This is a genomic window from Burkholderia sp. BCC0506 (assembly GCF_902833145.1).
Taxonomy (GTDB): domain Bacteria; phylum Pseudomonadota; class Gammaproteobacteria; order Burkholderiales; family Burkholderiaceae; genus Burkholderia.
Window position 1 is genome coordinate 76,684 of sequence record NZ_CADFEN010000002.1, and the last position, 24,058, is coordinate 100,741.

The window sequence follows — 24,058 nt, forward strand, 5'->3', positions numbered from 1 at the left end:
AATTCATCGAGAAAAACGAGGAAGCATGGAGCACTTGACATGAAGCGCAAGCACAAGCCGGACATGCAGGCCCGGCGGCGGATATTGCGCGCCGCGGCCGCGGGTGCCGCGTCGCTCGCCACCGGCGAGGTGTCGTTCGCCGAAGGCGCGGCGTCGGCATCCGCCGATCGTGGCGTGTTCGACGTCGTCATCATCGGCGCGGGGCTCGCGGGGCTGACCGCCGCGCGCGACCTGAAGCGCGCCGGATGCGAATCGTTCGTCGTGGTCGAGGCGCGCGATCGCGTCGGCGGGCGCACTTACAACCACGACCTCGGCAACGGTGTGGTGTCCGAAGCCGGCGGCCAGTGGATCGGGCCGGGGCAGACGGCGATCGCCGATCTCGCGCGCGAACTCGGGGTCGATACGTTCCCGACGTATTACGCGGGCAAGACGGTCGTGCTGGCCGGCGACGCGCGCGTCGCCCAGGATTTCCACGGCGGCTCGGGCGGCGACGACGCGATCGGCGCGAAGCTCGGCGCGCTCGCGCGCGGCGTGCCGTCGCGCGAACCGTGGACCGCGCAGCACGCGGCGGAGCTCGACAAGCTGACCTACGGCGACTGGCTGCTCAAGCAGGGCGTGACTTATGAAGACGGCTACTTCCTCGGCCTCGCGGCGAAGCTGTCGCTCGGCGGCGCACCGGCGCAGCTCGGGCTGCTGCACTACCTGTCGGTGATCAACAGTGCCGATTGCGACTACGCGAAGCTGGAATCGATCAAGGGCGGCGCACAGGAAACGCGCTTCGTCGGCGGCTCGCAGGTGCTGAGCCTGCGGATGGCGCGCGAACTCGGCGCGAAGGTGCAACTGTCCTGCCCGGTGCGCAAGATCTCGGGCTGGGATCGCGACGTCGTCGACGTGCAGACCGATCGCGGCGTGCTGCGCGCGCGGCGCGTGATCGTCGCGCTCAATCCGGCGCTGTGCCAGCAGATCGCGTTCGATCCGCCGCTGCCGGACGGCCGCGCGCAGTTGCAGCGCAACTGGCCGGCGAATGCGCCGATGCGCAAGACGGTGCACGTGTACGACCGGCCGTTCTGGCGCGACGACGGCTACAACGGACAGATCTTCGAGGTCGGCGGTCCGGTGTTCATGGCGTACGACAACTCGCCGCCGGACGGCTCGGTCGGCGTGCTCGCCGCGTTCGTCGCGCCGGGCGCGCTGCCGGCCGAGCCGAAGGCCGCCGAACGGACGCTGTCGGCCATCTTCGCGCGTGCGCTCGGCGACAAGGCGCTGCACCCGACGCAGTTCCACGACTACGACTGGGGCCGCGTCGATCCGTGGACGCTGCAGTGCATCCACCCGTTGCCGCCCGGCTTCTGGACGAAATGGGGCAAGTTCCTGCGCCCGGAGGCCGGCCGGCTGATCTGGTCGGGCACCGAGACGGCCGACCTGTGGCCCGGTGCGATGGACGGCGCGGTGCGCTCCGGGCATCGCGCGGCGTTGCAGGCGCTCGGCAAGCTGGCCGGCCGCGGCGGGGAGGCCTGAATGAAACGAACCTGGATGATCGGCGCGGCACTGGTGTTGGCGGCTGGCGTCGCGGCAGGCGTGCTGTACGGGCCCGATCTCGTCGACGGCATGCGTTACCAGAAGGCGATGGCCGCGATCGGCGAAGCCGACAAGGGCAACGGCGGCGCGTGGCCGCAGCCGCAGGAGACGTGCTTCTTCTGCCATGGCGCGCACGGGCAGTCGCAGAACGCGTGGTATCCGTCGCTGTCGGGCCAGCCGGCCACGTATATCGCCGCGCAACTGCGCGCGTTCGCCACGGATCAGCGCCGCAACGCCTACATGGGGCCGCTTTCGCGCGAACTCGACGACGCGAGGATCGCCGCGCTGGCGACCTATTTCGCGCGACAGGCGCCGGCGCGCAACGAGGCCGTGCCGGCCGACGCGGCGCTCGACAAGCGGGGCATGGCGCTCGTGGCGGCGCGAAGCTGCAGCGCATGTCACGGCGCGGCGCTGACGGGCAAGGATCCGGCGCCGCGCCTCGCCGGCCAGGGGCAGCTTTACCTGGAAGCGCAGCTGGCGGCGTTCCGCTCGGGCGAGCGGCACGATCCGACCGGCGCGATGAACGCGTTGGCCGCGACGTTGTCGGGCGACGACACGCGTGCCGTTGCGCACTATCTGGCCGGCCTGTCGCCGGACGGGGCGGCCAGATGATGCGCGAAAGGCGTCAGGGCCGGGAATACCCTGCCTTTTTCTTTACCGTTTACTTTGTCATAGTGACCTAAGATTGGTAATGTGTTCTACAAAAGAACACGCCGGATACGAAGTTGCAGTACCCGACCTCGAACCGAACCGGTTCCCGACAATTCACGTTTCAGGAGACAAGCATGGCTAAGCACCCCGTCGTCGTTTATGGCGCAAGCGGTTACACCGGCATGTTGATCATGGACTGGCTGATCGACCAGAACATCCCGTTCACGGCGGTCGCGCGCAATGCGGGCCGCGCGAAGGAAATGATGGCGCAGCGCGTCGTGCGGCTCGAATCCGCGCAATACGAAATCATCGAAGCCGAGCACGACGTCGATGCGCTCGTGAAGGCGTTCCGCGGTGCGAAGGTGGTGTGCAACACGGTCGGGCCGTTCTCGAGCTTCGGGCTCGTCGGCGTCGAGGCCGCGCTGAAGGCCGGCTGTCACCACCTCGATACGACCGGCGAACAGTCGTATATCCGTGCGGTGCGCGACCAGTTCGGCGAGCAGTACCGCCAGGCCGGCCTGCTGGTGTCGTCGTCGAACGCGTACATGTACACGTTCGCGGAGATCGCCGCCGAGCTCGCGCTCGAAACGCCGGGCATCGACGCGCTGGAGACGGCCACGCTGACGCGCGGCCCGCGCGGCGCGGCCGGCGTGAGCATCGGCTCGACCGCGACGATCTTCGACGGCGCGCGCCACGAGTCCTGCTACCTGTGGGAGAAGGCGCTCGTGCCGCACGCCGCGGACGCATCGTTCACCGTCGCGACGCCCGAGCTGATGCAGCCGGTGTTCTGCCTGCCGTGGGGCGGCACGTCGCTGCCGGTCTACTTCGAGCACGATGCGCGCGTGCGCAGCTGCATCTCGTGCGTGGGCTTCTACGACAACAACGTGATGAAGCTGGTGCACCAGTTCGGGCAGAAGTGGGAAGCCGAATACAAGCACCTGCCGCGCGAGCAGCAGGACGAAGTGCTGAAGCAGGTCGTCGCGTCCACCACGCCGACGATGCCGCCGCGCGAGCGCACGACGATCCAGCGCAGCGTCGACTTCGCGATCGGCCGCGGCCAGCTCGCGGCGGTGCGCGCGACCGTGCACGGTGTCACGCCGTACATCTCGACGGGCGCGATTCACGCGGCCGGCGCGCTCAAGCTGCTCGACGGCGAGACCGCGCGCACGGGCTTCGCGTCCGGCTCGAAGGCATTCGGCCATCGCTACCTGCTCGGCTTCCTCGAACAGCGCGGGCTCGCGCGCGCCACCGTCACGCAACTGTGACGGCCGCCGCCGCACCGGACCAGACCCAACGGAACTTGTGACATGGCCATTATCGATTTCTACGACCGCGGCTGGCGGCTCAATCCCGACGGCATCGCGTACATCCAGGACGAGCGCAACTACACGTTCCAGGAGATCGGCGAGCTGTCGTGCCGCATCGCCAACGGCTTGCTCGCCGCCGGCTTCGCGAAGGAAGCGAAGGCGGCGGTGTGGGCCGACAACGACGTGATCGGCTGGAGCTGCGCGCTCGGCATGTGGCGCGCGGGGCTCGCGTACATCCCGGTGAACGGCCGCAACGCGGTGGCCGAGAATCAATACGTGCTCGATGCGTTCGACTGCGAAGTGCTGTTTTTCCATCAGGCGTTCGCGGCCGCGATCGACGCGCTGCGGCCCAGCCTGCCGAAGATCCGGCTGTGGGTGTGTCTCGACGCCGACCTGCCGTGGGCGCCGTCGCTGGCATCGTGGAGCGAGCACCAGCCGGCGACGCCGCCGGTCGTCGATTACGCGATGGACGACGTCGTCGCGCTGTCGGCCACGGGCGGCACGACGGGCGCGCCGAAGGGCGTGATGAACACGCACCGTTCGCTGCAGACGTACTTCGCGCAATTCATGATCGCGATGACGTACGGCGATGCGCGCCCGGTCAATCTCGCCGCGGCGCCGATGACGCACACGGCCGGCATGATGTCGCTGCCGTGCACCGCGCGCGGCGGCACGGTGGTCGTGCTGCCGAAACCCGACCCGGCGCTGTTGCTCGGCGCGATCGTCAAGCATCGCGTGACCGAGTTCTTCCTGCCGCCGACCGTGATCTACCGGCTGCTCGACATCCCCGGCATCGAGCAGGTCGATTTCTCGTCGCTGCGCTACTTCCTGTACGGCGCCGCGCCGATGTCGGTCGAGAAGCTCAAGCGCGCGATCGACGTGTTCGGCCCGGTGATGACGGGCGGCTACGGGCAGACCGAGGCGCCCGCGTCGATCTCGTACCTGACGCCGGCCGAGCACTTCGTCGACGGCAAGCTCGCATCCGACACGCGGCTCGCGTCGGTCGGCCGCCCGAACCCGCTGGTGCGCGTCGAGATCGTCGGCGAGCGCGGCGAGCTGCTGAAGCAGGGCGAGACCGGCGAGATCTGCGTGCGCGGCGACCTCGTGATGAAGGGCTACTACCGCGCGCCGGACAAGACGGCCGAAACCATCGTCGACGGCTGGCTGCATACCGGCGACATCGGTCATCTCGATCAAGACGGCTATCTGCACATCACCGACCGCAAGAAGGACATGATCATCAGCGGCGGCTTCAACGTCTATCCGAGCGAGATCGAGCAGGTGATCTGGGCGCACCCCGCCGTGCAGGACTGCGCGGTGATCGGCGTGCCCGACGACAAATGGGGCGAGGCGGTGAAGGCCGTGGTCGAGCTCAATGCCGGCCAGCAGGTGAGCGCGGAAGAACTCGTCGCGCTGTGCAAGGAGAAGCTGGGCTCGGTGAAGGCGCCCAAGAGCGTGGACTTCGTCGCCGCGCTGCCGCGCAGCACGGCCGGCAAGGTGCTGAAGAAGGACCTGCGCGAACAATACTGGCAGGGTCGGCAACGCAGGATCTGAACCTGCTTCATACGGATTCCATACGATGAGCAACATCTACATCGCCGGCATCGCGATGACCGTGTTCGGCCGGCATCTCGATCGCAGCCTCGACGATCTGGCGAGAGAGGCGCTGCAGCGCGCATTGCGGGACGCCGGCTGCCACGCCGATGCGATCCGCGCCGCGTTCTACGCGGGCATCACCAACGGCGCGCTGCAGGGGCAATTGTCGATCCCCGGCCAGGTCGTGTTCAGCAAGATCGGCATCGAGGGCATTCCGGTGTTCAACGTCGAGAACGCGTGCGCGTCCGGCAGCACGGCCGTGCACCTCGCCGTGCGGCAGTTGCAGTCGGGCGCATGCGACGTCGCGCTCGCCCTCGGTGCGGAAAAGATGAACGTCGCGGACAAGGCGAAATCGTTCGCGCTGTTCGAAGCCGGCTGGGACGTGTCGCGCGTCGACGAGAATTTCGCGACGCTCGCGCGGCTCGGCGAAGGGATCGAGCCGCCGCCCGGCTCGGAATCCGACCGCCCGTACAGCCGCTTCATGAAGATCTACGCGGCGATGTGCCGGCATCACATGCACACGTACGGCACGACCCAGCGGCAGATTGCCGCCGTGTCGGCGAAGAACCACGGGCATTCGGTGCACAACCCGTACTCGCAGTTCCGCCAGCCGTTCACGATCGACGAGGTGCTGGCGGCCGCGCCGATCACGTATCCGATCACGTTGCCGATGTGCGCGCCGCTGTCGGACGGCGCGGCGGCCGCGATCCTCTGCACGGAGGAAGGGCTGGAACGCATCGGCGCCGATCGCAGCCGCTGCATCCGGATCGCCGCGAGCGTGATCCGCAGCTTCACGCGGCGGCGCATCGACGAGCCGCACAAGCACATCGGCCGGCTCGCCGCGCTGCAGGCGTACGAGCTGGCGGGCGTGGGGCCGGAGGACATGGACGTGGCCGAAGTGCACGACGCATCGGCGATGGGCGAGATCATCCAGGCCGAGAACCTCGGCTTCGTGCCGCTCGGCGAAGGCGGGCCGGCCGCCGAGCGCGGCGAGTTCACGCTCGGCGGGCGCATCCCGATCAACACGTCGGGCGGCCTCGAATCGAAGGGCCATCCGCTCGGCGCGACCGGTATCGGGCAACTGTACGAGCTGGTCACGCAGTTGCGCGGCGAAGCGGGCGCGCGGCAGGTGGACGGCGCGCGTCATGCGATCCAGGAGAACGGCGGCGGCTTGCAGGGCGTCGAAGAGGCAGCGCTGGCGATTCACATTCTCAGCAGGGACTGACGGAGGCGGACATGGGCGACACACACGGCGCGATGGCGCGCGGGCAAGTAGCGCCGGCAGGGCAGGCGATGCGACAGGCGCCGGGTGGGGTCGGCGCGGCGGCGGCGATGCAGGCGGCGGGCGCCGAGGCGGCCGGGCCGCTCGCGCGCTGGGGCGAGGAAATTCGCACCGACGCCGCGTTGCGGAAGTATCGTCCCGTCGGCGGATGGATCGAGCCGCCCGAGCATGCGCAACCGGCGCTCGAAGGCGACGTGCAGGCGGACGCGATCGTCGTCGGCGCGGGCTTTGCCGGCCTGTCCACCGCGCTGGAACTGGCCGCGCGCGGCGCAAGCGTCGTCGTGCTCGAACGCGAGTTCGCGGGCTTCGGTGCGAGCGGGCGCAACGCCGGCTATCTTGCCGGCGGCCAGGGGCTCGAATACGAGCTGTTTCTCAAGCGGGTCGGCCACGAACAGGCGAAGCGGATCGTCGGCTTCTACGACGAAGGCGTCGCGTACGTCGAACGCAAGCTCGCCGAGTACGCGATCGACTGCGACTACCGCGCGTCGGGCATCATTCGCGCGGGCGTGCATCCGTCGCAGGAGAAGCGCCTGCGCGAGAGCATGGCCACCGGCATCGAGCTCGGCTCGCCCGCCGAGTTCCTCGATGGCGCGGCGATGCGCGAACGCGGGATTCCGCCGGCGTTCCTGTTCGGCGCATACGTGCCGGGCGGCGGCACGCTCGATCCGGGCAAGTACGTGACCGGCTTGCGGCGCGCGGCGCTCGCGGCCGGTGTGAAGCTTTACGAAAACACCGCGCTGCTCGATTTCGACGCGGGTAAGACGGTGCGCGTGCGCACCGCGCGCGGCAGCGCGAGTGCGCCGGTGCTGGTGCTCGCGACCAATGCGTACACGCCGCAACTCGGGCTGCTCGGCGACAAGGTGATGCCGCTGCGCGTGTCGGCGCTCGAAACCGAGCCGCTGTCCGACGCGCAGCTCGCGGCGCTCGGCTGGCCGAACCGGGAGGGCATCGTCACGTCGCACCTGACGATGGAGAGCCACCGCCTGACCGCGCGCAACACGCTGCTGCTGACGACCAAGCGGCTGCATTACGTGTACGGCTCGCAGACGCCGAACGTGCCGGACGACGACGCGTATCGCGCGCTGCTGAAGACGTTGCGCGCGCGTTTTCCGTCACTCGGCGACGTGCCGGTGCGCGCCTGCTGGAGCGGCTACATCTCGTTCGCGGGCGATGCGTTGCCGGTGGTCGGCGCGGCCGGCGCACACGGCAACGTGTTCTACACGGCCGGGTGTTCGGGGCACGGCGTCGGCACGCAATCGCTGATCGGGCGCGTGCTGGCCGAGCGCATTCACGACGGACGGTCGCCGCTGCTCGACGCGTTGACGCACAAGACGCCGTCGGTGCCGCCCGAGCCGCTGCGATGGTGTGCGATGACCGCGATGCTCGGCGTCGCGAACCTGCTCGACGAACGCGTGAACCGAAAGGTGCGGCCGGTGTAGCGGCGCACGCGATCGTCGCGACGCGCGAACGCGCATCCGGCTGGCCCGCCCGGTGGAAGGGCGGCTCGATGGAAAATGAAGCGCGCATCGGGTATAGTCGTTGGCGCTCCGTAAGGTGCGGAGCGTCCATTCGACGAAGCCGAAACGCCATTTTCACGACGAACACGATGACAGTGTCCAACGAGCCGCGCAGCACGAGAAAGCGGCGCACTTCGACTGCCACCGCCGCAGCGGGCAATACCGACGGCTTGCGGGCGCAAGGCCTGCGCACGCGCAACACGATCATTCGCGTCGCGCGCAAGCTGCTGCTCGAAGGCGGCCCGCTCGAATTCTCGCAGCGCGCGGTTGCCGCGGCCGCGGGCATCAGCGTCAGCAATCTGCAGTACTACTTCCCGACCCGGATCGCCGTGTTGCGGGCCGTGATCGAGCCGGTCATCGACAGCTATCTCGACGACATGAAGCGTGCGATGAGCAGCGAAGCGTCGCCGCGCGACGTGTTCGAGGAGATCATGCAGCGCTCGATCTCCGACGCGAAGGATGCCAAGTACAACGCACTGTTCCGGCATTTGCTGTCGTTCGCGGCCACCGATGCCGAATGCTTCAAGCTGTACGACGAGTGGTACACGACGCTCACGCGCGACCTCGCGCAACTGCTGCGCGCCGTCAATCCGGCGTTCAGCGCGGCCGACAGCCGGCATGCGGCGACGATGCTGATCGCGCTGGCCGACGGCCTCGCGATGCAGTACGGCACCGGCCGGCACACGCAGGCGCTCGATGCGTATTTCATCGCGACGTCGCGCGCGATCGCCTTCGGCACGCTGACGGCGCCCGCGGGTAAATAGCGGCGCGATCCGCCGCGGCGGCCACGCGAACCGAGACAGGGGAATACCCTGTCTTTTTTTTGCTTCCTGTGTTTGTCATGATGACCTATGTTTGGTATGTATTACTAGATGTGGGATGGCCGGGCGCGTCCGCTGCCGGGCCGACATGATTCGAGTCCAGGAGGAGAACGGAGATGATTCGTCTGAACAAGTCCGCGGCGCTGCCCGTGGTCGGCATGACCGGCTTCGAGACGCCGCTGAGCGAAGAGGAAAGCGCGATCCAGCACACGGTTCATCGCTTTGCGCGCGACGTGCTGCGGCCGATCGGGCGCGAGCTCGACCGGATGACGCCGGAGGACGTGATCGCACCGGGCTCGCCGTACTGGGCCGCGATCGTCGAGAGCGCGAAGCTCGGGCTCGATCCGCAACTGATCGCGCAGTTTCCGCCGGAGACGGCCGTGCGCATCGAATCGCTGATCGGCGAGGAACTCGGCTGGGGCGATTCGGGCCTTGCCGTGTCGATCGGCGCGGCCACGATGCCGCTGATGATGGCGCACACGGTCGGCAACGCCGAACTGATCGAGATGTGCGCGGGCAAGGTCGGCTGCTGGATGAACACGCAGCCCGATCGCGGCTCGGACGCGGCGATCCTGTATCGGCAGGAACTCGGCGCGCACGGCCGCCAGCCGGTCGGCAACGTGACCGCGAAGGTCGGCGCCGACGAGATCGTGATCAACGGGCAAAGCTCGGCTTGGATCTCGAACGGTTCGGTCGCGCAGGTCGCGCTCGCGTACATGGCGGCCGACTACGGCGACGGCTTCTACGGCGAAGGCGAGCGCAGCGCGTTCACGAACGGCATCGCGATGATCCTGCCGCTCGATCTGCCCGGCGTGTCGCGCGGCAAGCCGCTCGACAAGATCGGCCAGCGCTCGCTGCCGCAGGGCGAGATCTATTTCGACAACGTGAAGGTGCCGAAGCGCTTCGCGGTCGCGCTGAAGGACGACTATCTCGGCAACCTGGCGTCGACGTGGTCGTATGCGGGCACGCACATGTGCCAGGTGTTCGTCGGTGCGGCGCGCGCCGCGTTCGAACTGGCGCTCGCGTATTGCCACGAGCGCAAGCAGGGCGGCGCGCTGCTGATGGATCACCAGATGACGCACCTGCGCATCGGCGAGATGCTGCGCCGGCTCGAGATGGCGCGCGCGATCGCGCGCCGCAGCCTCGCGTTCTCGCGGATGTCGCCGCAAAGCCATCCGTACGCGACCGCGCAGGCGAAGGTGAGCGTGACCGAGGAAGCGATGAAGATCACGCACGAGGCGTTCCAGCTGTTCGGCGGCAACGGCACCACGCGCGAATTCCCGATCGAGAAGCTGTTCCGCGACGTGCGCTCGGCGCTGATCGAGGACGGCGAGAACTACATTCTCGCGTCGCGCCTCGGTGTGCTGGCCGGGAAGCTTTACGAGAACGGCTGGACGCGGGAGTGAGCGCGGGCCGCGCGGGCGCGTTTTCCGTTACGGCTTACTTTCGTGTGTAAAGAAGACATGGCCGAGGTCAAGGCGGCGATACCGGAACGCCGGAGCTGAACGCGCGTGCCCATGCAGCGGCACGCGCGTTCCCTCCTCAGATGCGACCGAGCAGCACCAGTATCACGACAATGACGACGATCAGACCGACGGTTCCCGATGGCCAGTAGCCCCAGCTTCGGCTATGCGGCCATGCAGGAAATGCGCCGATGAGCAGCAGAATCAGAACGATGATGAGGATCGTACCGAGCATCGCATCCCTCCTGGATTGATTCGACACGGAGTGCGCTGACGCAATTCATGTGCCGCGGCGGGGCGCCGATGAAAGGAGGTGCAAGCGCATCGTCTGAATCGCCTGAATTCACGGGATGAATACCGATTGATTCAGAAAATAAATTTCAAAAATGTACGCACGGTCGCTATGCTGGGCCATCGTTTTCCCTCGGGCGGGCGCAATGGCTGAACTCTTTCTGGTACGGCACGGACAGGCATCGTTCGGCACCGACGACTACGACCGGCTTTCCGCGACGGGCGACCAGCAGGGCGTCTGGCTCGGCGAATATTTCGCGCGGCAGGGCCTGGCGTTCGACCGCGTGATCTGCGGCACGATGAACCGCCATGCGCAGACGGTCGCCGCGATCCTGCGCGGGATGGGCCGCGAAGGCGTCGCGGTCGATCGCCATCCGGGCCTGAACGAATACGATTTCCACGGGCTGTTCGCGGCAGCCGCCAGCGACTACCCGGAGATCGCGCGGCTCGCGGCCGGCTCGATGAAGGAGCATTTCCGCGCGCTCCGGCAGGTGCTGCAGCTGTGGACCGAGGACAAGCTCGGCGATGCGGCCCCCGAGACCTGGGCCCGTTTCCAGCAACGCGTGGCCGACGCCCGCGCGGCGATCCGCGCAGGCGACGGCCAGCGCGTGCTGGCGGTGAGCTCCGGCGGCCCGATCGCGGTCACCGTGCAGCAGGTGCTCGCGGCGCCGCCGTCGAGCGCGATCGCGTTGAACCTGCAGATCCGCAACAGCAGTCTTTCGCAGTTTTTCTTCAACGCCGAGGCGTTCCACCTCGCGTCGTTCAACGGCATCCCGCATCTGGAGGATCCCGAACGACACGCGCTGCGCACCTACGGCTGACCCACGAACGATCGCGACGATGACGAACCCTTCCCAGCAACTCGACGTAGCCCGCCTCACGCGCTATCTGGAAACGCACGTGCCGGGCTTCGAAGGCCCGCTCGACACGGAGAAGTTTGCCGGCGGCCAGTCGAACCCGACTTTCCTGCTGAATGCGAAGAGCGGCCGCTACGTGCTGCGCCGCCAGCCGCCGGGCGAACTGCTGAAATCCGCGCACGCGGTCGACCGCGAATTTCGCGTGCTCACCGCGCTGTCGGGCACCGCGGTGCCGGTCGCGCGCCCGTATAACCTCTGCGAGGACCGCGACGTGATCGGCAGCCTGTTCTACGTGATGAGTTTCGAGGATGGCCGGATCTTCTGGGATCCCGCGCTGCCGGAACTGCCGAAGGCCGAGCGCGCGACCTGCTACGACGCGCTGCTGCAGACGATGGCCGCGCTGCACGACGTCGATGTCGACGCGGTGGGCCTTGCCGACTACGGCCGCCCCGGCAACTACTTCGAGCGCCAGATCGGCGTGTGGACGAAGCAGTATCGCGCGGCCGAAACGGGGCGCCTCGACGCGATGGAGACGCTGATCGACTGGCTGCCGAAAGCGTGCCCCGAGGATACGGGCCGGCCGGCGCTGGTGCACGGCGATTTCCGGATCGACAACCTGATGTTCGCGCGCGACGGCTATCGCGTGCAGGCCGTGCTCGACTGGGAGCTGTCGACGCTCGGCAACCCGCTCGCCGATCTCGCGTATTTCTGCATGTGCCTGCGGCTGCCGTCGGGCGGGCAGGTGCGCGGGCTCGCCGGTCAGGATCGCGATGAACTCGGCATTCCCGACGAAGCGGCGATCGTCGCGCGCTATTGCGAACTGCGCGGGATCGAACCGATTCGCGACTGGCATTTCTATCTCGCGTTCAGCTTTTTCCGGCTCGCCGCGATCGCGCAGGGCGTGAAGGCGCGCGCGCTGCAGGGCAACGCATCGAGCGAGCAGGCGCTGCGCGTCGGCGAAATGGCCGGCCGGCTGGCGGAGCTCGCCGTCGGCGTGATCGACGCGCATCGCTGATATCGCCGCGAATCGCAACGATCGCGCGGGGACACGACAACTCAATCAATGGAGGAGCACAGCAACATGGCAACGAACCTGTTCGACCTGACGGGCAAGATCGCACTGGTGACGGGCGCGAGCCGCGGCATCGGCGAGGAAATCGCGAAGCTGCTCGCGGAGCAGGGCGCACACGTGATCGTGTCGAGCCGCAAGCTCGACGACTGCCAGGCCGTGGCCGACGCGATCGTCGCCGCGGGCGGCCGCGCGGAGGCGCTGGCGTGCCACGTCGGGCGTCTGGAAGATATCGCCGCGACGTTCGAGCACATCCGCGGCAAGCACGGCCGCCTCGACATCCTCGTGAACAACGCGGCCGCGAACCCGTATTTCGGGCACATCCTCGATACCGATCTCGCCGCGTACGAGAAGACCGTCGACGTGAACATCCGCGGTTACTTCTTCATGTCGGTCGAGGCCGGCAAGCTGATGAAGGCGCACGGCGGCGGCGCGATCGTCAACACCGCGTCGGTGAACGCGCTGCAGCCGGGCGACCGGCAAGGCATCTACTCGATCACGAAGGCAGCCGTCGTCAACATGACGAAGGCGTTCGCGAAGGAATGCGGGCCGTTCGGCATCCGCGTGAACGCGCTGCTGCCGGGCCTCACGAAGACGAAGTTCGCCGGCGCGCTGTTCGCCGACAAGGACATCTACGAGACGTGGAAGGCGAAGATCCCGCTGCGTCGTCACGCGGAGCCGCGCGAGATGGCCGGCACCGTGCTGTATCTCGTGTCGGATGCGGCGAGCTACACGAACGGCGAATGCATCGTCGTCGACGGCGGGCTGACGATCTGAGCGCGATGAAACTCGACAGCTACGCCGGCCAGGCCGTGATGATCACCGGCGGCGCGAGCGGCTTCGGCGCGCTGCTCGCGAGCGAACTCGCGGCGATGGGCGCGCGGCTCGCGCTCGGCGACCTGAACGCCGACGCGCTCGAACGCGTGGCCGCGCCGCTGCGCGCGGCCGGCGCGGACGTGATCGCGCAGTGCTGCGACGTGCGCGTCGAAACGGACGTCGCAGCGCTGGTGCAGGAAGCCGTCGCGCGCTTCGGGCGGCTCGACGTCGGCATCAACAACGCGGGCATCGCCCCGCCGATGAAGGCGCTGATCGACACCGACGAAGCCGATCTCGACCTGAGCTTCGCGGTGAACGCGAAGGGCGTGTTCTTCGGGATGAAGCACCAGATCCGCCAGATGCTCGCGCAGCGCGAAGGCGTGATCCTGAACGTCGCGTCGATGGCCGGGCTCGGCGGCGCGCCGAAGCTGGCCGCGTACGCGGCATCGAAACATGCGGTGGTCGGGCTCACGAAGACGGCCGCGCTCGAATACGCGCGCCACGGCATCCGCGTGAACGCGGTGTGCCCGTTCTACAGCACGACCCCGATGGTCACCGACAGCGAGATCGGCGACCGCCAGGATTTTCTGGCGCAGGGCTCGCCGATGAAGCGGCTCGGCCGCCCCGACGAAATCGTCGCGACGATGCTGACGCTGTGCGCGAAGGAAAACACTTATCTGACCGGGCAGGCCGTCGCCGTCGACGGCGGCGTCTCGGCCTTCTGAACCGAACGAACGGAAACGGAATCTCGAGGAGTCGATCATGGACTTTGGCTACACCCCGAAAGTGGAAGCGCTGCGCGAACGCGTGCGCGCGTTCATGGATGCGCACATCGTGCCGCGCATCCGCCAATGGAACGAAGAAGTGCACGCGGGGCACTATCCGGTGTCGTTCATGGAGGAGCTGAAGGAGCGCGCGAAGGCGGAAGGCCTGTGGAACCTGTTCCTGCCGCACCTGAAGGACGACGAGCCCGGCATGGGCCTGACGAACCTCGAATACGCGCCGCTCGCCGAGATCATGGGCCGCGTGAGCTGGGCGTCGGAAGTGTTCAACTGCAATGCGCCCGACACCGGCAACATGGAGCTGCTGCACATGTTCGCGACGCCGGAGCAGCGCGAACAGTGGCTGCTGCCGCTCTTGCGCGGCGAGATCCGTTCGGCGTTCGCGATGACGGAGCCCGACGTCGCGTCGTCGGACGCGACCAACATCACGACGCGCATCGAGCCCGTGGGCGACGAGTACGTGATCAACGGCCGCAAGTGGTTCATCACGAACGCCGCGCATCCGAACTGCCGGATCTTCATCGTGATGGGCAAGACCGATCCCGAGGCCGAGTCGCACCGGCAGCAGAGCATGATCCTCGTGCCGCGCGACACGCCGGGCGTGACGGTCGTGCGCAACATCACGGTGGTCAATCACTACGCGCCGGAAGGGCACTGCGAAATCACGTTCGACAACGTGCGCGTGCCGGCGCGCAACCTGCTCGGCGAGGAAGGCAGCGGATTCGCGCTCGCGCAGGCACGGCTCGGGCCGGGCCGCATCCACCACTGCATGCGTTCGATCGGCGCGGCCGAGCTGGCGCTGGAGCTGATGGTCGACCGCGCGCAGTCGCGCGTCGCGTTCGGCAAACCGTTGAACCGGCACGGCACCGTCGGCGAATGGATCGCGCGCTCGCGCATCGAGATCGACCAGGCGCGCCTGCTGGTGCTGAAGGCCGCGTGGATGATCGACAAGGTCGGCGCGAAGGCCGCGCGCAAGGAAATCTCGATGATCAAGGCGCTCGTGCCGACCGTCTATACGGACGTGTGCGATCGCGCGATGCAGGTGTTCGGCGCGGCGGGCCTGAGCCCCGATACGCCGCTCGCCGACCTGTGGACGTGGGGCCGCGCGCTGCGCTTCGCCGACGGCCCGGACGAGGTGCACCTGCAGGCGATCGCGCGGATGGAGATCAAGGACGGCGAGCCCGGCGCGACGGCGCCGTACCTGACGCCGCCGCCGCGCGGCTGAGCGGGGCGACGTGGACGAACGAATGGCGCCCGCCGTAAGATCTCGGCAAGGAGATCCGGCGATGCGCCTTTCGAAGATTGATCTGAACCTGTTCGTCGTATTCGAGGCGATCTACAACAAGCGCAACCTGACGCGCGCGGCCGAGGTGCTGAACCTCACGCAGCCGGCCGTCAGCAACGCGCTGGCGCGGCTGCGCAAGACGCTGAACGATCCGCTGTTCGTCAGCACGCCGGCCGGGATGATGCCGACGCCGATGGCCGAGAACATCGTCGGCCGCGTGCGCGAGGCGTTGCAACTGCTCGATTCGAGCGCGCACGAGGGCGACGTGTTCGATCCGGCTTCGTCCGAGCGCGTGTTCCGGTTGAGCATGAGCGACCTGACCGAGGCGCTGCTGCTGCCGGCGCTCGGCGAACTGCTGCAGACGCATGCGCCCGGCATGCACGTGCGCAGCTACACGATGGACCGCCGCGAGGTGGCGACCGCGCTCGCGAACGGCTCGGTCGACATCGCGATCGACGCGCCGCTGATCGGCGACCCGCATCTGCACCAGGCGTTGCTCGTGCAGGACCGCTACGCGTGCATGATCCGCGACGACCACCCGTTCAAGGGCGACACGTTGACCATGGACGACTACCTGTCGATGGGCCACATCCACGTGTCGAGCCGCCGCAAGGGCAGCGGGCACGTCGACGCCGAACTGACGCGGCTCGGGCTGCGCCGCAACATCCAGATGCGCGTGCAGCACTACATGGTCGCGCCGCTGATCGCGATGCGCAGCGATCTCGTGCTGACGGCGCCGCTGCGGCTGCTGCGGCGTTATCCGGCGCGGATTCTGGCGTTGCCGTTCGAGATGCCGGGGCTCGACTACTTCTGCTACTGGCATCGCAGCGCCGATCAGGATCAGGGCAGCCAGTGGCTGCGCGAGCAGTTGATGACGTTGATGGGCGGGATCGGCGAGGTGTGGTGATGAGCGGGGTGTGCGCGTCGCCACGTTCCTTCCGGCACCAGCCGGTTCAATACGAATCGTCTGCGAAGCGCGACGCCGCCGGCCGGCGTTTCATGTCCTTCAACCAGTTCCTGACCTGATCCGGATCCTCGAATTCGCGCAGCGCGACGGTCAGGTCCTGGTTGCTCCGCTGCATGCCGGCAATGTCGCGCGCGAGCATGCGCATCACGGTATCGGGTGCGATCTTGGTGGACGACGCGATCCCGTACGTCCGCCTGAAGTCGTTCTCGACGTGCACGATCTCCCGATCGAGTTCGCGCAGTTGTTCCTCCAGGATGCCGTTGTAGCGCGCGAGCCGTGCCTCGCCGAGGCCGTCGATCGCACGGCGATCGATCTGTTCGATTTCCAGCTGCAGTTCGAGCAGTTGCAGCAGGTTGCCCTTCTCGTACGCGCGGTTGACCCGCTGCATCAGCACGGTCTTGCGTTGCTGCTCGTGCGGATCGGTTTCGCGATCGGGATGCAACGCGCTCGCGAGCTTGCGATAGATCTCGCGGATCGATTTGCTCGACTCGGCCCGCTCGGCTTCGATCCGGGCCTGAGCGGCCGATTGCTTCGGTGCTTTCTTGCGCTTCGCGCGCTGCGCCTCGCGGGCCGCGTGGGCGGCCATGTCGCGCTCGAACTGGGCGTCGAGTTCGGCCTGCATGCGTTCGGCGAGTTCGTCGGGCGACAGCGAGTCGAGATCGTCCGGCGGTTCGGCGGCGGAATGGGGTTCGGGTTCCGGCTTCGTCCGTGCGGGGGCCGCCGCTGCGTGGTCGTCGTCGCCGGATGTGCAGTGCCGGTTGTAGATGATTTTCAACGCCGCGTCGTCGCTGACGTCGAGCAAGTCGCGCGCCATGTCGGCGATCAGGTCGGACAGCGTGCGCTGCTCGGCCTTGCTCAGGCCCTTCCGCAGGAACGCGTCGTCGAGCAGATGGATCAGCCGGATGCGCAGCGTCGTCGCCGCCTGTTCGAGCGGCAACAGGCCGTCGACGAACTTCTTCTGGAACGCCGGCATCGCGGCTTCCCACGCGCCGAGCCGCTCGCGTCGCGCTTCGATTTGCTTGACGAGCGTATTGAACGTTTGCTGGGCTTTCGACAGGCTGGCTGTCTCGTGGCCGGGTGCGATGGCGACCGCGGCACCGCGACGTGCGGTCATGATGAATGTCCTCCGGCCGCGGCGGGACGCGCGGCAGGCCGGTATTTTAGCCGCATGCCCGCGGGGCGGCGCGCAAGGGAGGCTTCCCCGCGGCGGTGGGCGGCGCGTCAGCGCGTGACGCCCGTCGATGCCGGTGCGCCGGCATCCGAGCCCGGTGCGCCGTTCGGCCCGTAGCCGGCTTCGGCGTTCCCGTGTTCGGCGAGGCGCTTCGCGGCCAGGCGTTCCTGCGCGGCGACGATGTCGTCCGGATAGCTGTCCCCGTCGCCGATCGACGGGTTGTAGCCGACCGATTCGAGGTCGAGCAGTTCCTGGCGCACTTGTGCACGGGTGAGCGTCGAGTGCGACGACTGCGCGTACGACAGAGCCGGTGCGGCGAGTAGCGCGGTGGCGGTCGCGGTGACGCTGGCGATGGTAACGATGATCGATTTCACGATTTCCTCTGACGGTTGCGTTGCGGTTCGGCGCAATGGCGGCCGGCCGGACCGATGGAGCAAGTTTAGGAACCCGGAACGGGCGGATAAACGGCGATTCCTGGCGAGCTGTGTTCCAGAATGCGCGAGAGTGTGAGCAACGCGCATGCCGCTGCGATCGCGCATCGGCAATGGCCGCGACGGTGCCTCTCGCATCGACCGTTCCCGATGCGCGCGGTGCGGCGAGCACGGCGGCGGTCGATCGACAGACCCACGGTCGACATGCGTTGCATTGCGTTGCGTGAAACGAATCGGTTGCATGCGCAACCGGGTCGGGCCGGAGGGTGGCCCGTCAGTCGCCGAACAACTGCCCCTGCCCGGAGATCACGCGTTCGAAATCGTCGCGCAGGAACGGCAGGATCGCGTCGGCGACGGGCTGAAGCTGGCGGCTCAGGTAGAACGCATAGTCGATCGGCGAGCGCATCGTTTCGAGCGGCTCGGGGCCGGCGGTCGTCATCACGTAGCTGATCCAGCCGCCGCGCTGGTACTGCAGCGGCCGGCCCTGCGCGTGGTTGAATTCGTCGGCGATGCGCGCCGCGCGCACGTGCGGCGGCACGTTGCGCTCGTATTCGCGCAGCGGCCGGCGCACGCGTTTGCGGTAGATGAGCTGGTCGTCGAATTCACCGGCCAGCGTGCGCCGCACGTAGTCGCGAACGAAATCCCGGTACGGTTCGCGCCTGAACACGCGCCGGTACAACTCGCGCTGGAACTGTTGCGCGAGCGGCGTCCAGTCGGTGCGCACCGTTTCGAGCCCCTTGAACACGAGATCCTCGCCGCCGTCGGCGGTTGCCGCGAGGCCCGCATAGCGCTTCTTGCTGCCTTCTTCCGCGCCGCGCACGGTCGGCATCAGGAAGCGGCGGTAATGCCGCTCGTATTGCAGTTCCAGCGCGCTGTCGAGCCCGTACTGTTCGCGCAGGTGGGTACGCCACCAGTGGTTCACGTGCTCGACCAGCGCGCGGCCCTTGGCGCCGGCTGCGTCGTCGTCGTGCGCGCGGCCGAGCCACACGAACGTCGAATCGGTATCGCCGTAAATCACTTCGTAACCCTGAGCTTCGATCAGTTTGCGCGTGCGATGCATGATCTCGTGGCCGCGCATCGTGATCGACGACGCGAGGCGCGGGTCGAAGAAGCGGCAGCCCGTCGAGCCGAGCACGCCGTAGAACGAGTTCATGATGATCTTCAGCGCCTGCGACAGCGGCGCGTTGCGCTGCCGCTTCGCGTCGTCGCGGCCTTCCCACACGCGGCGCACGATGTCGGGCAGGCAGTGCGCGGTGCGCGAGAATCGCGCACCGAGAAAACCGGGCACCGATGCGTCGTCGCCGGGGTGCGCGAGCCGCTCGATCAGGCCGACCGGATCGATCAGGAACGTGCGGATGATCGACGGATAGAGGCTCTTGTAGTCGAACACGAGCACCGAGTCGTACAGGCCGGGGCGCGAATCCATCACGAAACCGCCGGGGCTGTTCTGCCCCGTCACGTCGCCGAGGTTCGGCGCGACGTAGCCGAGCCGGTGCATGCGCGGCAGGTACAGGTGCGTGAACGCCGCGACCGAGCCGCCGGTGCGATCGGCCGCGAGGCCCGTGACGCTCGCGCGTTCCAGCGCGAAGGACAGCAGGTCGGCCTTGTCGAAGATGCGCGTGACGAGTTCGCAATCCTTCAGGTTGTAGCGTGCGAGCGCGGGCTTGTCGTGATCGAAGCGGCGCTGGATCTCGTCCATCCGCTGGTACGGGTTGTCGATCGACTTGCCTTCCCCGAGCAACGACTGCGACACGTATTCGAGGCTGAACGACGGGAACGTCCACGTCGCGGATTTCAGCATGTCGATACCGTCGAGGATCAGCCGGCCGGCCGCGCCCGCGAAAAAGTGGTCGGGCTGCTGGCCGTGCGCGCGCCAGTCGAGCACGCTGCCGCCGCGGCCGAGCTTCAGCGGGATACCGTACTGCTCGGAATGGGCATGCAGGATGCGCAGGTCGAACTGCACGAGGTTCCAGCCGATCACCGCATCGGGGTCGTGCTCGTCGAACCAGTCGTTCAGCCGCGCAAGCATCGCGGGGCGGCTGTCGCAGTAGTCGAGCTCGAAGTCCAGCGTGCCTGCGCTGCCGCTTGCGTCGCCGTTCGGCGGGCCGAGCATGAAGACCTGGCGCTGCCCGCAGCCTTCGAGCGCGATCGAGTACAGCTCGCCGTGGATGCTGGTTTCGATGTCGAGCGACACGCAGCGCAGCGCCGGGCGGTAACCGGTTGCGGGCTTCAGCTCGCCGCCGGTCAGCGTGCCGTCGCGGCCGGGCTGGCCGCGAAACTGCACGCACGCGGTGATGAAGCGCTCCATCGCGTAGCGGTCGGGCGGCTGCACGTCGGCCTCGTAGACGTCGACGCCGGCGGCGGCCAGGCGCTTCTGGAGCCCGGACAGATGGCGGTAGCGCTTGCAATAGAGGCCGACGACCGGGCGCTGCCGGAAGTCGCGCAGCGCGAGCGGGCGCAACTCGGCGTCGCGCTCGCCGGCCAGCGTGCGTTCGGCGAGCGCCTGCTGCTCGGCCGGGACGAACGCGACGGCTTCCTGCGGGCGCAACCGCACGCGGCGCGGACCGTGTTCGGTTGCCAGCCAGAACTCGATCTCGATGCCGGATGCGGTGTCCCGCCAGTGGCGGGTAAGGATGAAGCCCTGCTCGAACGCCGTCAAAACGCTTGCTCGTCGTGGATGCCCAGGCGGCGGATTTTAGCGCTTGAATGGCGGCCGTGCCGGCGAGGACGCCTGGCAACAGGCGGCAGGAAGTCGTCCGACGATGTGCGGGCCGCGCCATGGACCCGAGGGCATGGCGACGACGGCCGGCGCGGACGGTCACGCGCACGACGCAACGAGGCGGCTACGCGCGATGCAGCGTTTCGTGCACGATTGATGGCGACCGCCGGCCGGCGCCGTCACCGTTCGACTGGAGCCTGGGCATCATGCCGACGACGAAGTCGATGAACGCTCGGACCTTGGCCGGAACGTGGTTTCGACTCGGATAGTAGACATAGAGCGGGAACGTCTCGTCGGGCCAGTCCGTCAGAACCGGCTCCAGCGTGCCCGCACGCAGGTGCGTGTCGATTCCGAGGTCGATCACCTGGGCGATCCCGAACCCGGCGAGACAGGCGCCGATCTTGGTTCCCGCGTCCGTGACGGTCAGGTTGCCGCCGACGGCCACTTTCACTTTCTCGTCACCACGCCAGAACTCCCAGTCGAACGGTCTGTCGGTCGCCGGGTCGAGGGCCAGGATGCATTCGTGGCCATCGTCGACCAGATCCTGCGGCGACCTTGGCCGACCGCGTTGCGCGAGGTAGGACGGCGCGGCCACGGTCAGTACCCGTGGGCTGTACAGCCTGCGACAGACGAGGGACGAACGGGACGGCGGTCCGAACCGGATGGCGAGATCGAATCCGTCGCTGACCAGGTCCGAGAGGTTGTTCCGGGTCTCCAGCTTCAGGTGAAGCGCGGGATGATCCTTCATGAACTGGGCCAGCTGCGGCGCGAGCACGAGGCGGGAGAATGCGGCATCGCACGCCACACGGAGCGTTCCGTTGACGATCGAGCGCTGGCCGGAGGCGTCGGCAGTCGCCTCTTCGATCCCCTGGAGTAACGGCAGTACCTTCGACAACAACGCATGGCCCGCGTCGGTTACTTCGACGTGTCGGCTGGTGCGATGCACGAGCTTCGCACGCAGGCGGTCCTCCAGTCGCTGGATGGCGCGACTGACCGCAGGCTGGGTCTTGCCCAGCCGAGATGCCGTGCGACCGAAGCTTCCGGATTCGGCCAGGGCCGCCAGGACGAGCAAGCCGCTGACCAGTCCTCCATCGAGGTCTTCCATGATCCATGTGTTCCTGTAATGGCAGCGATAACCGGGTCGCCGTAGCCGACGGCGGGGGCGATCGCTCACTATACGAGCCGTTCACCATCGAGGAAAGCAGCCATGACCCAGACCCAGGCCGTCGTCGCGTTGATCGACGACTACTTCAATTTGGCTTACGAGCCGAAGAGCCGTGACTTCAACACGGTCTTTCACCCGAGCTGCCGGATTCAGTGGCTGGATGAAGGCCGGTTGCGCACCTTGTCGGCGCACGAGTATGCAACGCTCATCAACGGGAGGCCCAGTCCTCGGTCGACCGGCGCGCCCAGAGACGAGGCGATCCTGTCGATGGAGCATGTCTCGGACGGCCTTTCGACAGCGACGGTACGGGTGCGGATCGGCAACAGGCTGTTCCACGATCACTTCGTCATGCATCAGGAAGAGGGGCGCTGGTCGATCGCAACCAAGGCGTCCGCCATCGTGCGTACGTTCGACTGAAGTGCGGCGCGGCAGATGCGCATCGGCGGCCGGATGCGTCAGCGCGCGACAGTGTGCGCGCCGTCACCGAGAACAAAAAACCCGGGAAATTCGTCGATTTCGCGGGTTTTTTACGCTGCTGGACATGGACTGACTTGAAGCGGCTGTCTGAGGCCGGACGCGATCCCGCTCCCCTCAAACATGCCCCTCATGCTCGATCGCTCCGGCGTTGCCGACCTGCGCCGCGACCCTCGCCGGCACCCCTGACATCCTGACCGCCCGCTTCGCCCACATCGCCGTCAGAATCGGCACGAGAATCGCCGTCAGCAGGCACGCGGTCGCGACGATCGCCGTCGCCGCCGGCACCATCGGTTTGAACTTCGGAATCATCTCGCCGATGATCGCCGGGTTCGCGACCGCGGCGCCGGCCGTCGACGATGCGGCGAGCCCGGCGGTGCCGTTGCCGCCGCCCAGCAACCTGTCGGCCAGCATCAGCGGCACGCCGGTTACGACGATCACCGCGAGCCCGAGCGCGATACCCGGCAACCCGCTCTTCGCGATCACGTTGAGATCGATGCCGTTGCCGAGCGCGAAGCCGAAGAATGGAATCAGCGGATGCACGCAGCGGCCGAACAGCTCGCGCAGTTCCACATCGAGGTTGCCGAGCGTGAAGCCGATCAGGAACGGCAGCACCGCGCCGACGAAGAGCCGCGTCTCGAACACCGCGACGCCGGCCGCGCCGAGAATCAGCATGCTGACGAGCGGCCCCGATTCGATCGACATCAGCACGAACGCGCCGGCCTCTTCCTTGCTGCCGTACTGCTGCATCACGGCCGCATAGAGGCCGCCGTTGGTCATGTCCATCGACGTCGTGATCGCGAGCAGCGACAAGCCCGCGAACAGGCCCGTGCGGATGCCGTCGTCGGGGATGAACCGCGCGGCGATCATCGTCGCGAGCCACGCGACCACGATCTTCGTCACGAGCAGCGTGCCCGATTTGCGCAGCACGACACCGGTCGCGTGCAGGTTGATCGTCGCGCCCATGCAGAAGAACCAGACGGCGAGGATCGGCACCGTGCCGGCGATCAGGCCGTTGGTGAACGAGCCGAAGTACTTCCCGGCGTTCGGGGCGAACGTATGCACGCACGCGCCCAGCAGCATCGGGACCAGCATGAGCCCGCCAGGAATGCGGTCGATGGCCTGTTTCAGCTTCACGTCTCCTCCGTGGACGTCGATGCGTCCCGTTGTCGAATGATGTCTGCTGACTGACTATAGGACATGATTCGGAACACGGGTCCGTTTTTGTGAACGTCGACGGTGGTCGTATCGCGGGATTGTCGATGTCGTTTCCGACGATGCAGCGCGGCGCGGACACGAAGGCGCATTACGCCGCGTGGCCGATTGAAGCCGGGCAGGCAATTTCCGCGCGGCTCGGGCATCATCCGGAAGCGGCCGGCGTCGAAGCGGCAAACCGGAAAAACGATACGGCGGAGAGCGCGAATGACGAAGACGAAAATGACGATGCGCATGGGCATCGCGATACTGGTGCTCGGCGCGAGCCTGGGCGCGAACGGCGCGCACGCCGGGAGCGCGGTCGATTGCGGCAAGCTCGATGCGGCCACGAACGGCCCCGACGACAACTTCCGGCCGCCGGCGTCCGGCACGGTCGTCGGCACGGGCCGCGCGTATTTCTACTCGGCGCCCGATGCGCAGTGCATGACGAAGCGGACTTTCATCATTCCGGGCGATTCGGTGACCGTCTACAAGTCGCACGGGCGCTGGTACAGCATCATGTACGTGAACGACAAGACCGGCGACGACTTCCAGGGATGGGTCGAGCAGGGCCGCGTGCGCCTCGACGGTCGATACGGCGGGCAGTAGTCGCCGCGCACGG

General features: G+C 67.5%; 22 protein-coding genes and 1 pseudogene. 17 read left to right on the forward strand and 6 right to left on the reverse strand.

Going from position 1 to position 24,058, the window contains the following annotated elements; all coding sequences use genetic code 11:
• The first annotated feature begins 39 nt into the window (after window positions 1–39).
• The 8 genes from HWX62_RS04440 (at window position 40) to HWX62_RS04475 (ending at window position 10,158) form a co-directional block, all read left to right on the forward strand.
• Window positions 40–1,518, forward strand: a complete 1,479-nt coding sequence (locus HWX62_RS04440) for an FAD-dependent oxidoreductase (RefSeq protein ID WP_175930363.1) — start codon at window positions 40–42, stop codon at window positions 1,516–1,518.
• Window positions 1,519–2,190 carry a c-type cytochrome gene (locus HWX62_RS04445; protein WP_175930362.1) on the forward strand — a complete coding sequence of 224 codons (672 nt, stop codon included), beginning with the start codon at window positions 1,519–1,521 and terminating at the stop codon, window positions 2,188–2,190.
• Window positions 2,191–2,363: 173 nt separating this feature from the next.
• The gene (locus tag HWX62_RS04450) at window positions 2,364–3,494 is read left to right on the forward strand and encodes a DUF5938 domain-containing protein (RefSeq protein ID WP_175930361.1); all 1,131 of its coding nucleotides are present in this window, start codon (window positions 2,364–2,366) and stop codon (window positions 3,492–3,494) included.
• A gap of 42 nt (window positions 3,495–3,536) precedes the next feature.
• Window positions 3,537–5,090: an AMP-binding protein gene (locus tag HWX62_RS04455; RefSeq protein ID WP_175930360.1), complete on the forward strand. Its 1,554-nt coding sequence runs from the start codon at window positions 3,537–3,539 to the stop codon at window positions 5,088–5,090.
• A gap of 25 nt (window positions 5,091–5,115) precedes the next feature.
• Window positions 5,116–6,357, forward strand: coding sequence for a thiolase family protein (locus HWX62_RS04460; protein WP_175930359.1), 1,242 nt, complete (start codon window positions 5,116–5,118; stop codon window positions 6,355–6,357).
• A gap of 11 nt (window positions 6,358–6,368) precedes the next feature.
• Window positions 6,369–7,853: an FAD-dependent oxidoreductase gene (locus HWX62_RS04465; RefSeq protein WP_175930358.1), complete on the forward strand. Its 1,485-nt coding sequence runs from the start codon at window positions 6,369–6,371 to the stop codon at window positions 7,851–7,853.
• A gap of 167 nt (window positions 7,854–8,020) precedes the next feature.
• A complete protein-coding gene (locus HWX62_RS04470) occupies window positions 8,021–8,695 on the forward strand; it encodes a TetR/AcrR family transcriptional regulator (protein ID WP_175930357.1) in 675 nt (224 codons plus the stop codon).
• 173 nt (window positions 8,696–8,868) lie between these two features.
• A complete protein-coding gene (locus HWX62_RS04475) occupies window positions 8,869–10,158 on the forward strand; it encodes an acyl-CoA dehydrogenase family protein (protein ID WP_175930356.1) in 1,290 nt (429 codons plus the stop codon).
• A gap of 136 nt (window positions 10,159–10,294) precedes the next feature.
• Here the strand turns inward: HWX62_RS04475 and HWX62_RS04480 are convergent, their stop codons facing one another.
• Window positions 10,295–10,450 carry a DUF3309 family protein gene (locus HWX62_RS04480; RefSeq protein WP_006483086.1) on the reverse strand — a complete coding sequence of 52 codons (156 nt, stop codon included), beginning with the start codon at window positions 10,448–10,450 and terminating at the stop codon, window positions 10,295–10,297.
• 202 nt (window positions 10,451–10,652) lie between these two features.
• Between HWX62_RS04480 and HWX62_RS04485 the strand changes: the two genes are divergently transcribed.
• From HWX62_RS04485 to HWX62_RS04510, 6 genes are all read left to right on the forward strand, one after another.
• Window positions 10,653–11,327: a histidine phosphatase family protein gene (locus HWX62_RS04485; protein WP_175930355.1), complete on the forward strand. Its 675-nt coding sequence runs from the start codon at window positions 10,653–10,655 to the stop codon at window positions 11,325–11,327.
• A 19-nt stretch (window positions 11,328–11,346) separates the two neighbouring features.
• Window positions 11,347–12,378, forward strand: coding sequence for a phosphotransferase (locus HWX62_RS04490; protein ID WP_175930354.1), 1,032 nt, complete (start codon window positions 11,347–11,349; stop codon window positions 12,376–12,378).
• 66 nt (window positions 12,379–12,444) lie between these two features.
• The gene (locus tag HWX62_RS04495; RefSeq protein WP_175930353.1) at window positions 12,445–13,209 is read left to right on the forward strand and encodes an SDR family oxidoreductase; all 765 of its coding nucleotides are present in this window, start codon (window positions 12,445–12,447) and stop codon (window positions 13,207–13,209) included.
• A gap of 5 nt (window positions 13,210–13,214) precedes the next feature.
• Complete coding sequence (locus HWX62_RS04500; protein ID WP_175930352.1) at window positions 13,215–13,973, forward strand: glucose 1-dehydrogenase; 759 nt, start codon at window positions 13,215–13,217, stop codon at window positions 13,971–13,973.
• A gap of 37 nt (window positions 13,974–14,010) precedes the next feature.
• Window positions 14,011–15,255 carry an acyl-CoA dehydrogenase family protein gene (locus tag HWX62_RS04505; protein ID WP_175930351.1) on the forward strand — a complete coding sequence of 415 codons (1,245 nt, stop codon included), beginning with the start codon at window positions 14,011–14,013 and terminating at the stop codon, window positions 15,253–15,255.
• Between the two features lie 61 nt (window positions 15,256–15,316).
• Window positions 15,317–16,222: a LysR family transcriptional regulator gene (locus HWX62_RS04510; protein ID WP_175930350.1), complete on the forward strand. Its 906-nt coding sequence runs from the start codon at window positions 15,317–15,319 to the stop codon at window positions 16,220–16,222.
• A gap of 46 nt (window positions 16,223–16,268) precedes the next feature.
• Here HWX62_RS04510 and HWX62_RS04515 read toward each other — a convergent pair whose 3' ends face one another.
• The 4 genes from HWX62_RS04515 to HWX62_RS04530 form a co-directional block, all read right to left on the reverse strand.
• Window positions 16,269–17,396 (reverse strand): J domain-containing protein, encoded by a 1,128-nt coding sequence (locus HWX62_RS04515; RefSeq protein ID WP_175930349.1) that lies wholly within the window; start codon window positions 17,394–17,396, stop codon window positions 16,269–16,271.
• Between the two features lie 107 nt (window positions 17,397–17,503).
• A complete protein-coding gene (locus HWX62_RS04520; protein ID WP_175930348.1) occupies window positions 17,504–17,827 on the reverse strand; it encodes a DUF4148 domain-containing protein in 324 nt (107 codons plus the stop codon).
• A 331-nt stretch (window positions 17,828–18,158) separates the two neighbouring features.
• The gene (locus tag HWX62_RS04525; RefSeq protein WP_175930347.1) at window positions 18,159–20,543 is read right to left on the reverse strand and encodes a DNA polymerase II; all 2,385 of its coding nucleotides are present in this window, start codon (window positions 20,541–20,543) and stop codon (window positions 18,159–18,161) included.
• A gap of 184 nt (window positions 20,544–20,727) precedes the next feature.
• On the reverse strand, window positions 20,728–21,708 hold the full coding sequence (locus tag HWX62_RS04530; protein ID WP_175930346.1) for a LysR family transcriptional regulator: 981 nt from the start codon (window positions 21,706–21,708) through the stop codon (window positions 20,728–20,730).
• A 102-nt stretch (window positions 21,709–21,810) separates the two neighbouring features.
• Between HWX62_RS04530 and HWX62_RS04535 the strand changes: the two genes are divergently transcribed.
• Complete coding sequence (locus HWX62_RS04535) at window positions 21,811–22,185, forward strand: nuclear transport factor 2 family protein (RefSeq protein WP_175930345.1); 375 nt, start codon at window positions 21,811–21,813, stop codon at window positions 22,183–22,185.
• A gap of 174 nt (window positions 22,186–22,359) precedes the next feature.
• On the opposite strand, the gene kdgT is transcribed toward HWX62_RS04535, so the two are convergent.
• Entirely contained in the window at window positions 22,360–23,379 is a 1,020-nt protein-coding gene (kdgT, locus tag HWX62_RS04540; protein ID WP_175930344.1) for a 2-keto-3-deoxygluconate transporter, read from the reverse strand.
• A 110-nt stretch (window positions 23,380–23,489) separates the two neighbouring features.
• On the opposite strand from kdgT, the pseudogene HWX62_RS32985 reads away from it, so the two are divergent.
• Together HWX62_RS32985 and HWX62_RS04545 are read left to right on the forward strand one after the other, a co-directional pair.
• A pseudogene (locus HWX62_RS32985) lies at window positions 23,490–23,618 on the forward strand (DNA-binding transcriptional regulator KdgR); the annotation flags it as partial.
• Between the two features lie 46 nt (window positions 23,619–23,664).
• Window positions 23,665–24,045 (forward strand): hypothetical protein, encoded by a 381-nt coding sequence (locus HWX62_RS04545; protein WP_175930343.1) that lies wholly within the window; start codon window positions 23,665–23,667, stop codon window positions 24,043–24,045.
• The last annotated feature ends 13 nt before the right edge of the window (window positions 24,046–24,058 follow it).

Bases quoted from the DNA above. Each gene is read 5' to 3' on its own strand.
- HWX62_RS04495 (WP_175930353.1), top strand. From the start codon at position 12,445: ATGGCAACGAACCTGTTCGACCTGACGGGCAAGATCGCACTGGTGACG.
- HWX62_RS04455 (WP_175930360.1), top strand. From the start codon at position 3,537: ATGGCCATTATCGATTTCTACGACCGCGGCTGGCGGCTCAATCCCGAC.
- HWX62_RS04545 (WP_175930343.1), top strand. From the start codon at position 23,665: ATGACGAAGACGAAAATGACGATGCGCATGGGCATCGCGATACTGGTG.
- HWX62_RS04475 (WP_175930356.1), top strand. From the start codon at position 8,869: ATGATTCGTCTGAACAAGTCCGCGGCGCTGCCCGTGGTCGGCATGACC.
- HWX62_RS04480 (WP_006483086.1), bottom strand. From the start codon at position 10,450: ATGCTCGGTACGATCCTCATCATCGTTCTGATTCTGCTGCTCATCGGC.
- HWX62_RS04510 (WP_175930350.1), top strand. From the start codon at position 15,317: ATGCGCCTTTCGAAGATTGATCTGAACCTGTTCGTCGTATTCGAGGCG.
- HWX62_RS04490 (WP_175930354.1), top strand. From the start codon at position 11,347: ATGACGAACCCTTCCCAGCAACTCGACGTAGCCCGCCTCACGCGCTAT.
- HWX62_RS04505 (WP_175930351.1), top strand. From the start codon at position 14,011: ATGGACTTTGGCTACACCCCGAAAGTGGAAGCGCTGCGCGAACGCGTG.
- HWX62_RS04530 (WP_175930346.1), bottom strand. From the start codon at position 21,708: ATGGAAGACCTCGATGGAGGACTGGTCAGCGGCTTGCTCGTCCTGGCG.
- HWX62_RS04470 (WP_175930357.1), top strand. From the start codon at position 8,021: ATGACAGTGTCCAACGAGCCGCGCAGCACGAGAAAGCGGCGCACTTCG.
- HWX62_RS04485 (WP_175930355.1), top strand. From the start codon at position 10,653: ATGGCTGAACTCTTTCTGGTACGGCACGGACAGGCATCGTTCGGCACC.
- HWX62_RS04445 (WP_175930362.1), top strand. From the start codon at position 1,519: ATGAAACGAACCTGGATGATCGGCGCGGCACTGGTGTTGGCGGCTGGC.
- HWX62_RS04450 (WP_175930361.1), top strand. From the start codon at position 2,364: ATGGCTAAGCACCCCGTCGTCGTTTATGGCGCAAGCGGTTACACCGGC.
- HWX62_RS04460 (WP_175930359.1), top strand. From the start codon at position 5,116: ATGAGCAACATCTACATCGCCGGCATCGCGATGACCGTGTTCGGCCGG.
- HWX62_RS04535 (WP_175930345.1), top strand. From the start codon at position 21,811: ATGACCCAGACCCAGGCCGTCGTCGCGTTGATCGACGACTACTTCAAT.
- HWX62_RS04500 (WP_175930352.1), top strand. From the start codon at position 13,215: ATGAAACTCGACAGCTACGCCGGCCAGGCCGTGATGATCACCGGCGGC.
- HWX62_RS04465 (WP_175930358.1), top strand. From the start codon at position 6,369: ATGGGCGACACACACGGCGCGATGGCGCGCGGGCAAGTAGCGCCGGCA.
- HWX62_RS04515 (WP_175930349.1), bottom strand. From the start codon at position 17,396: ATGACCGCACGTCGCGGTGCCGCGGTCGCCATCGCACCCGGCCACGAG.
- HWX62_RS04440 (WP_175930363.1), top strand. From the start codon at position 40: ATGAAGCGCAAGCACAAGCCGGACATGCAGGCCCGGCGGCGGATATTG.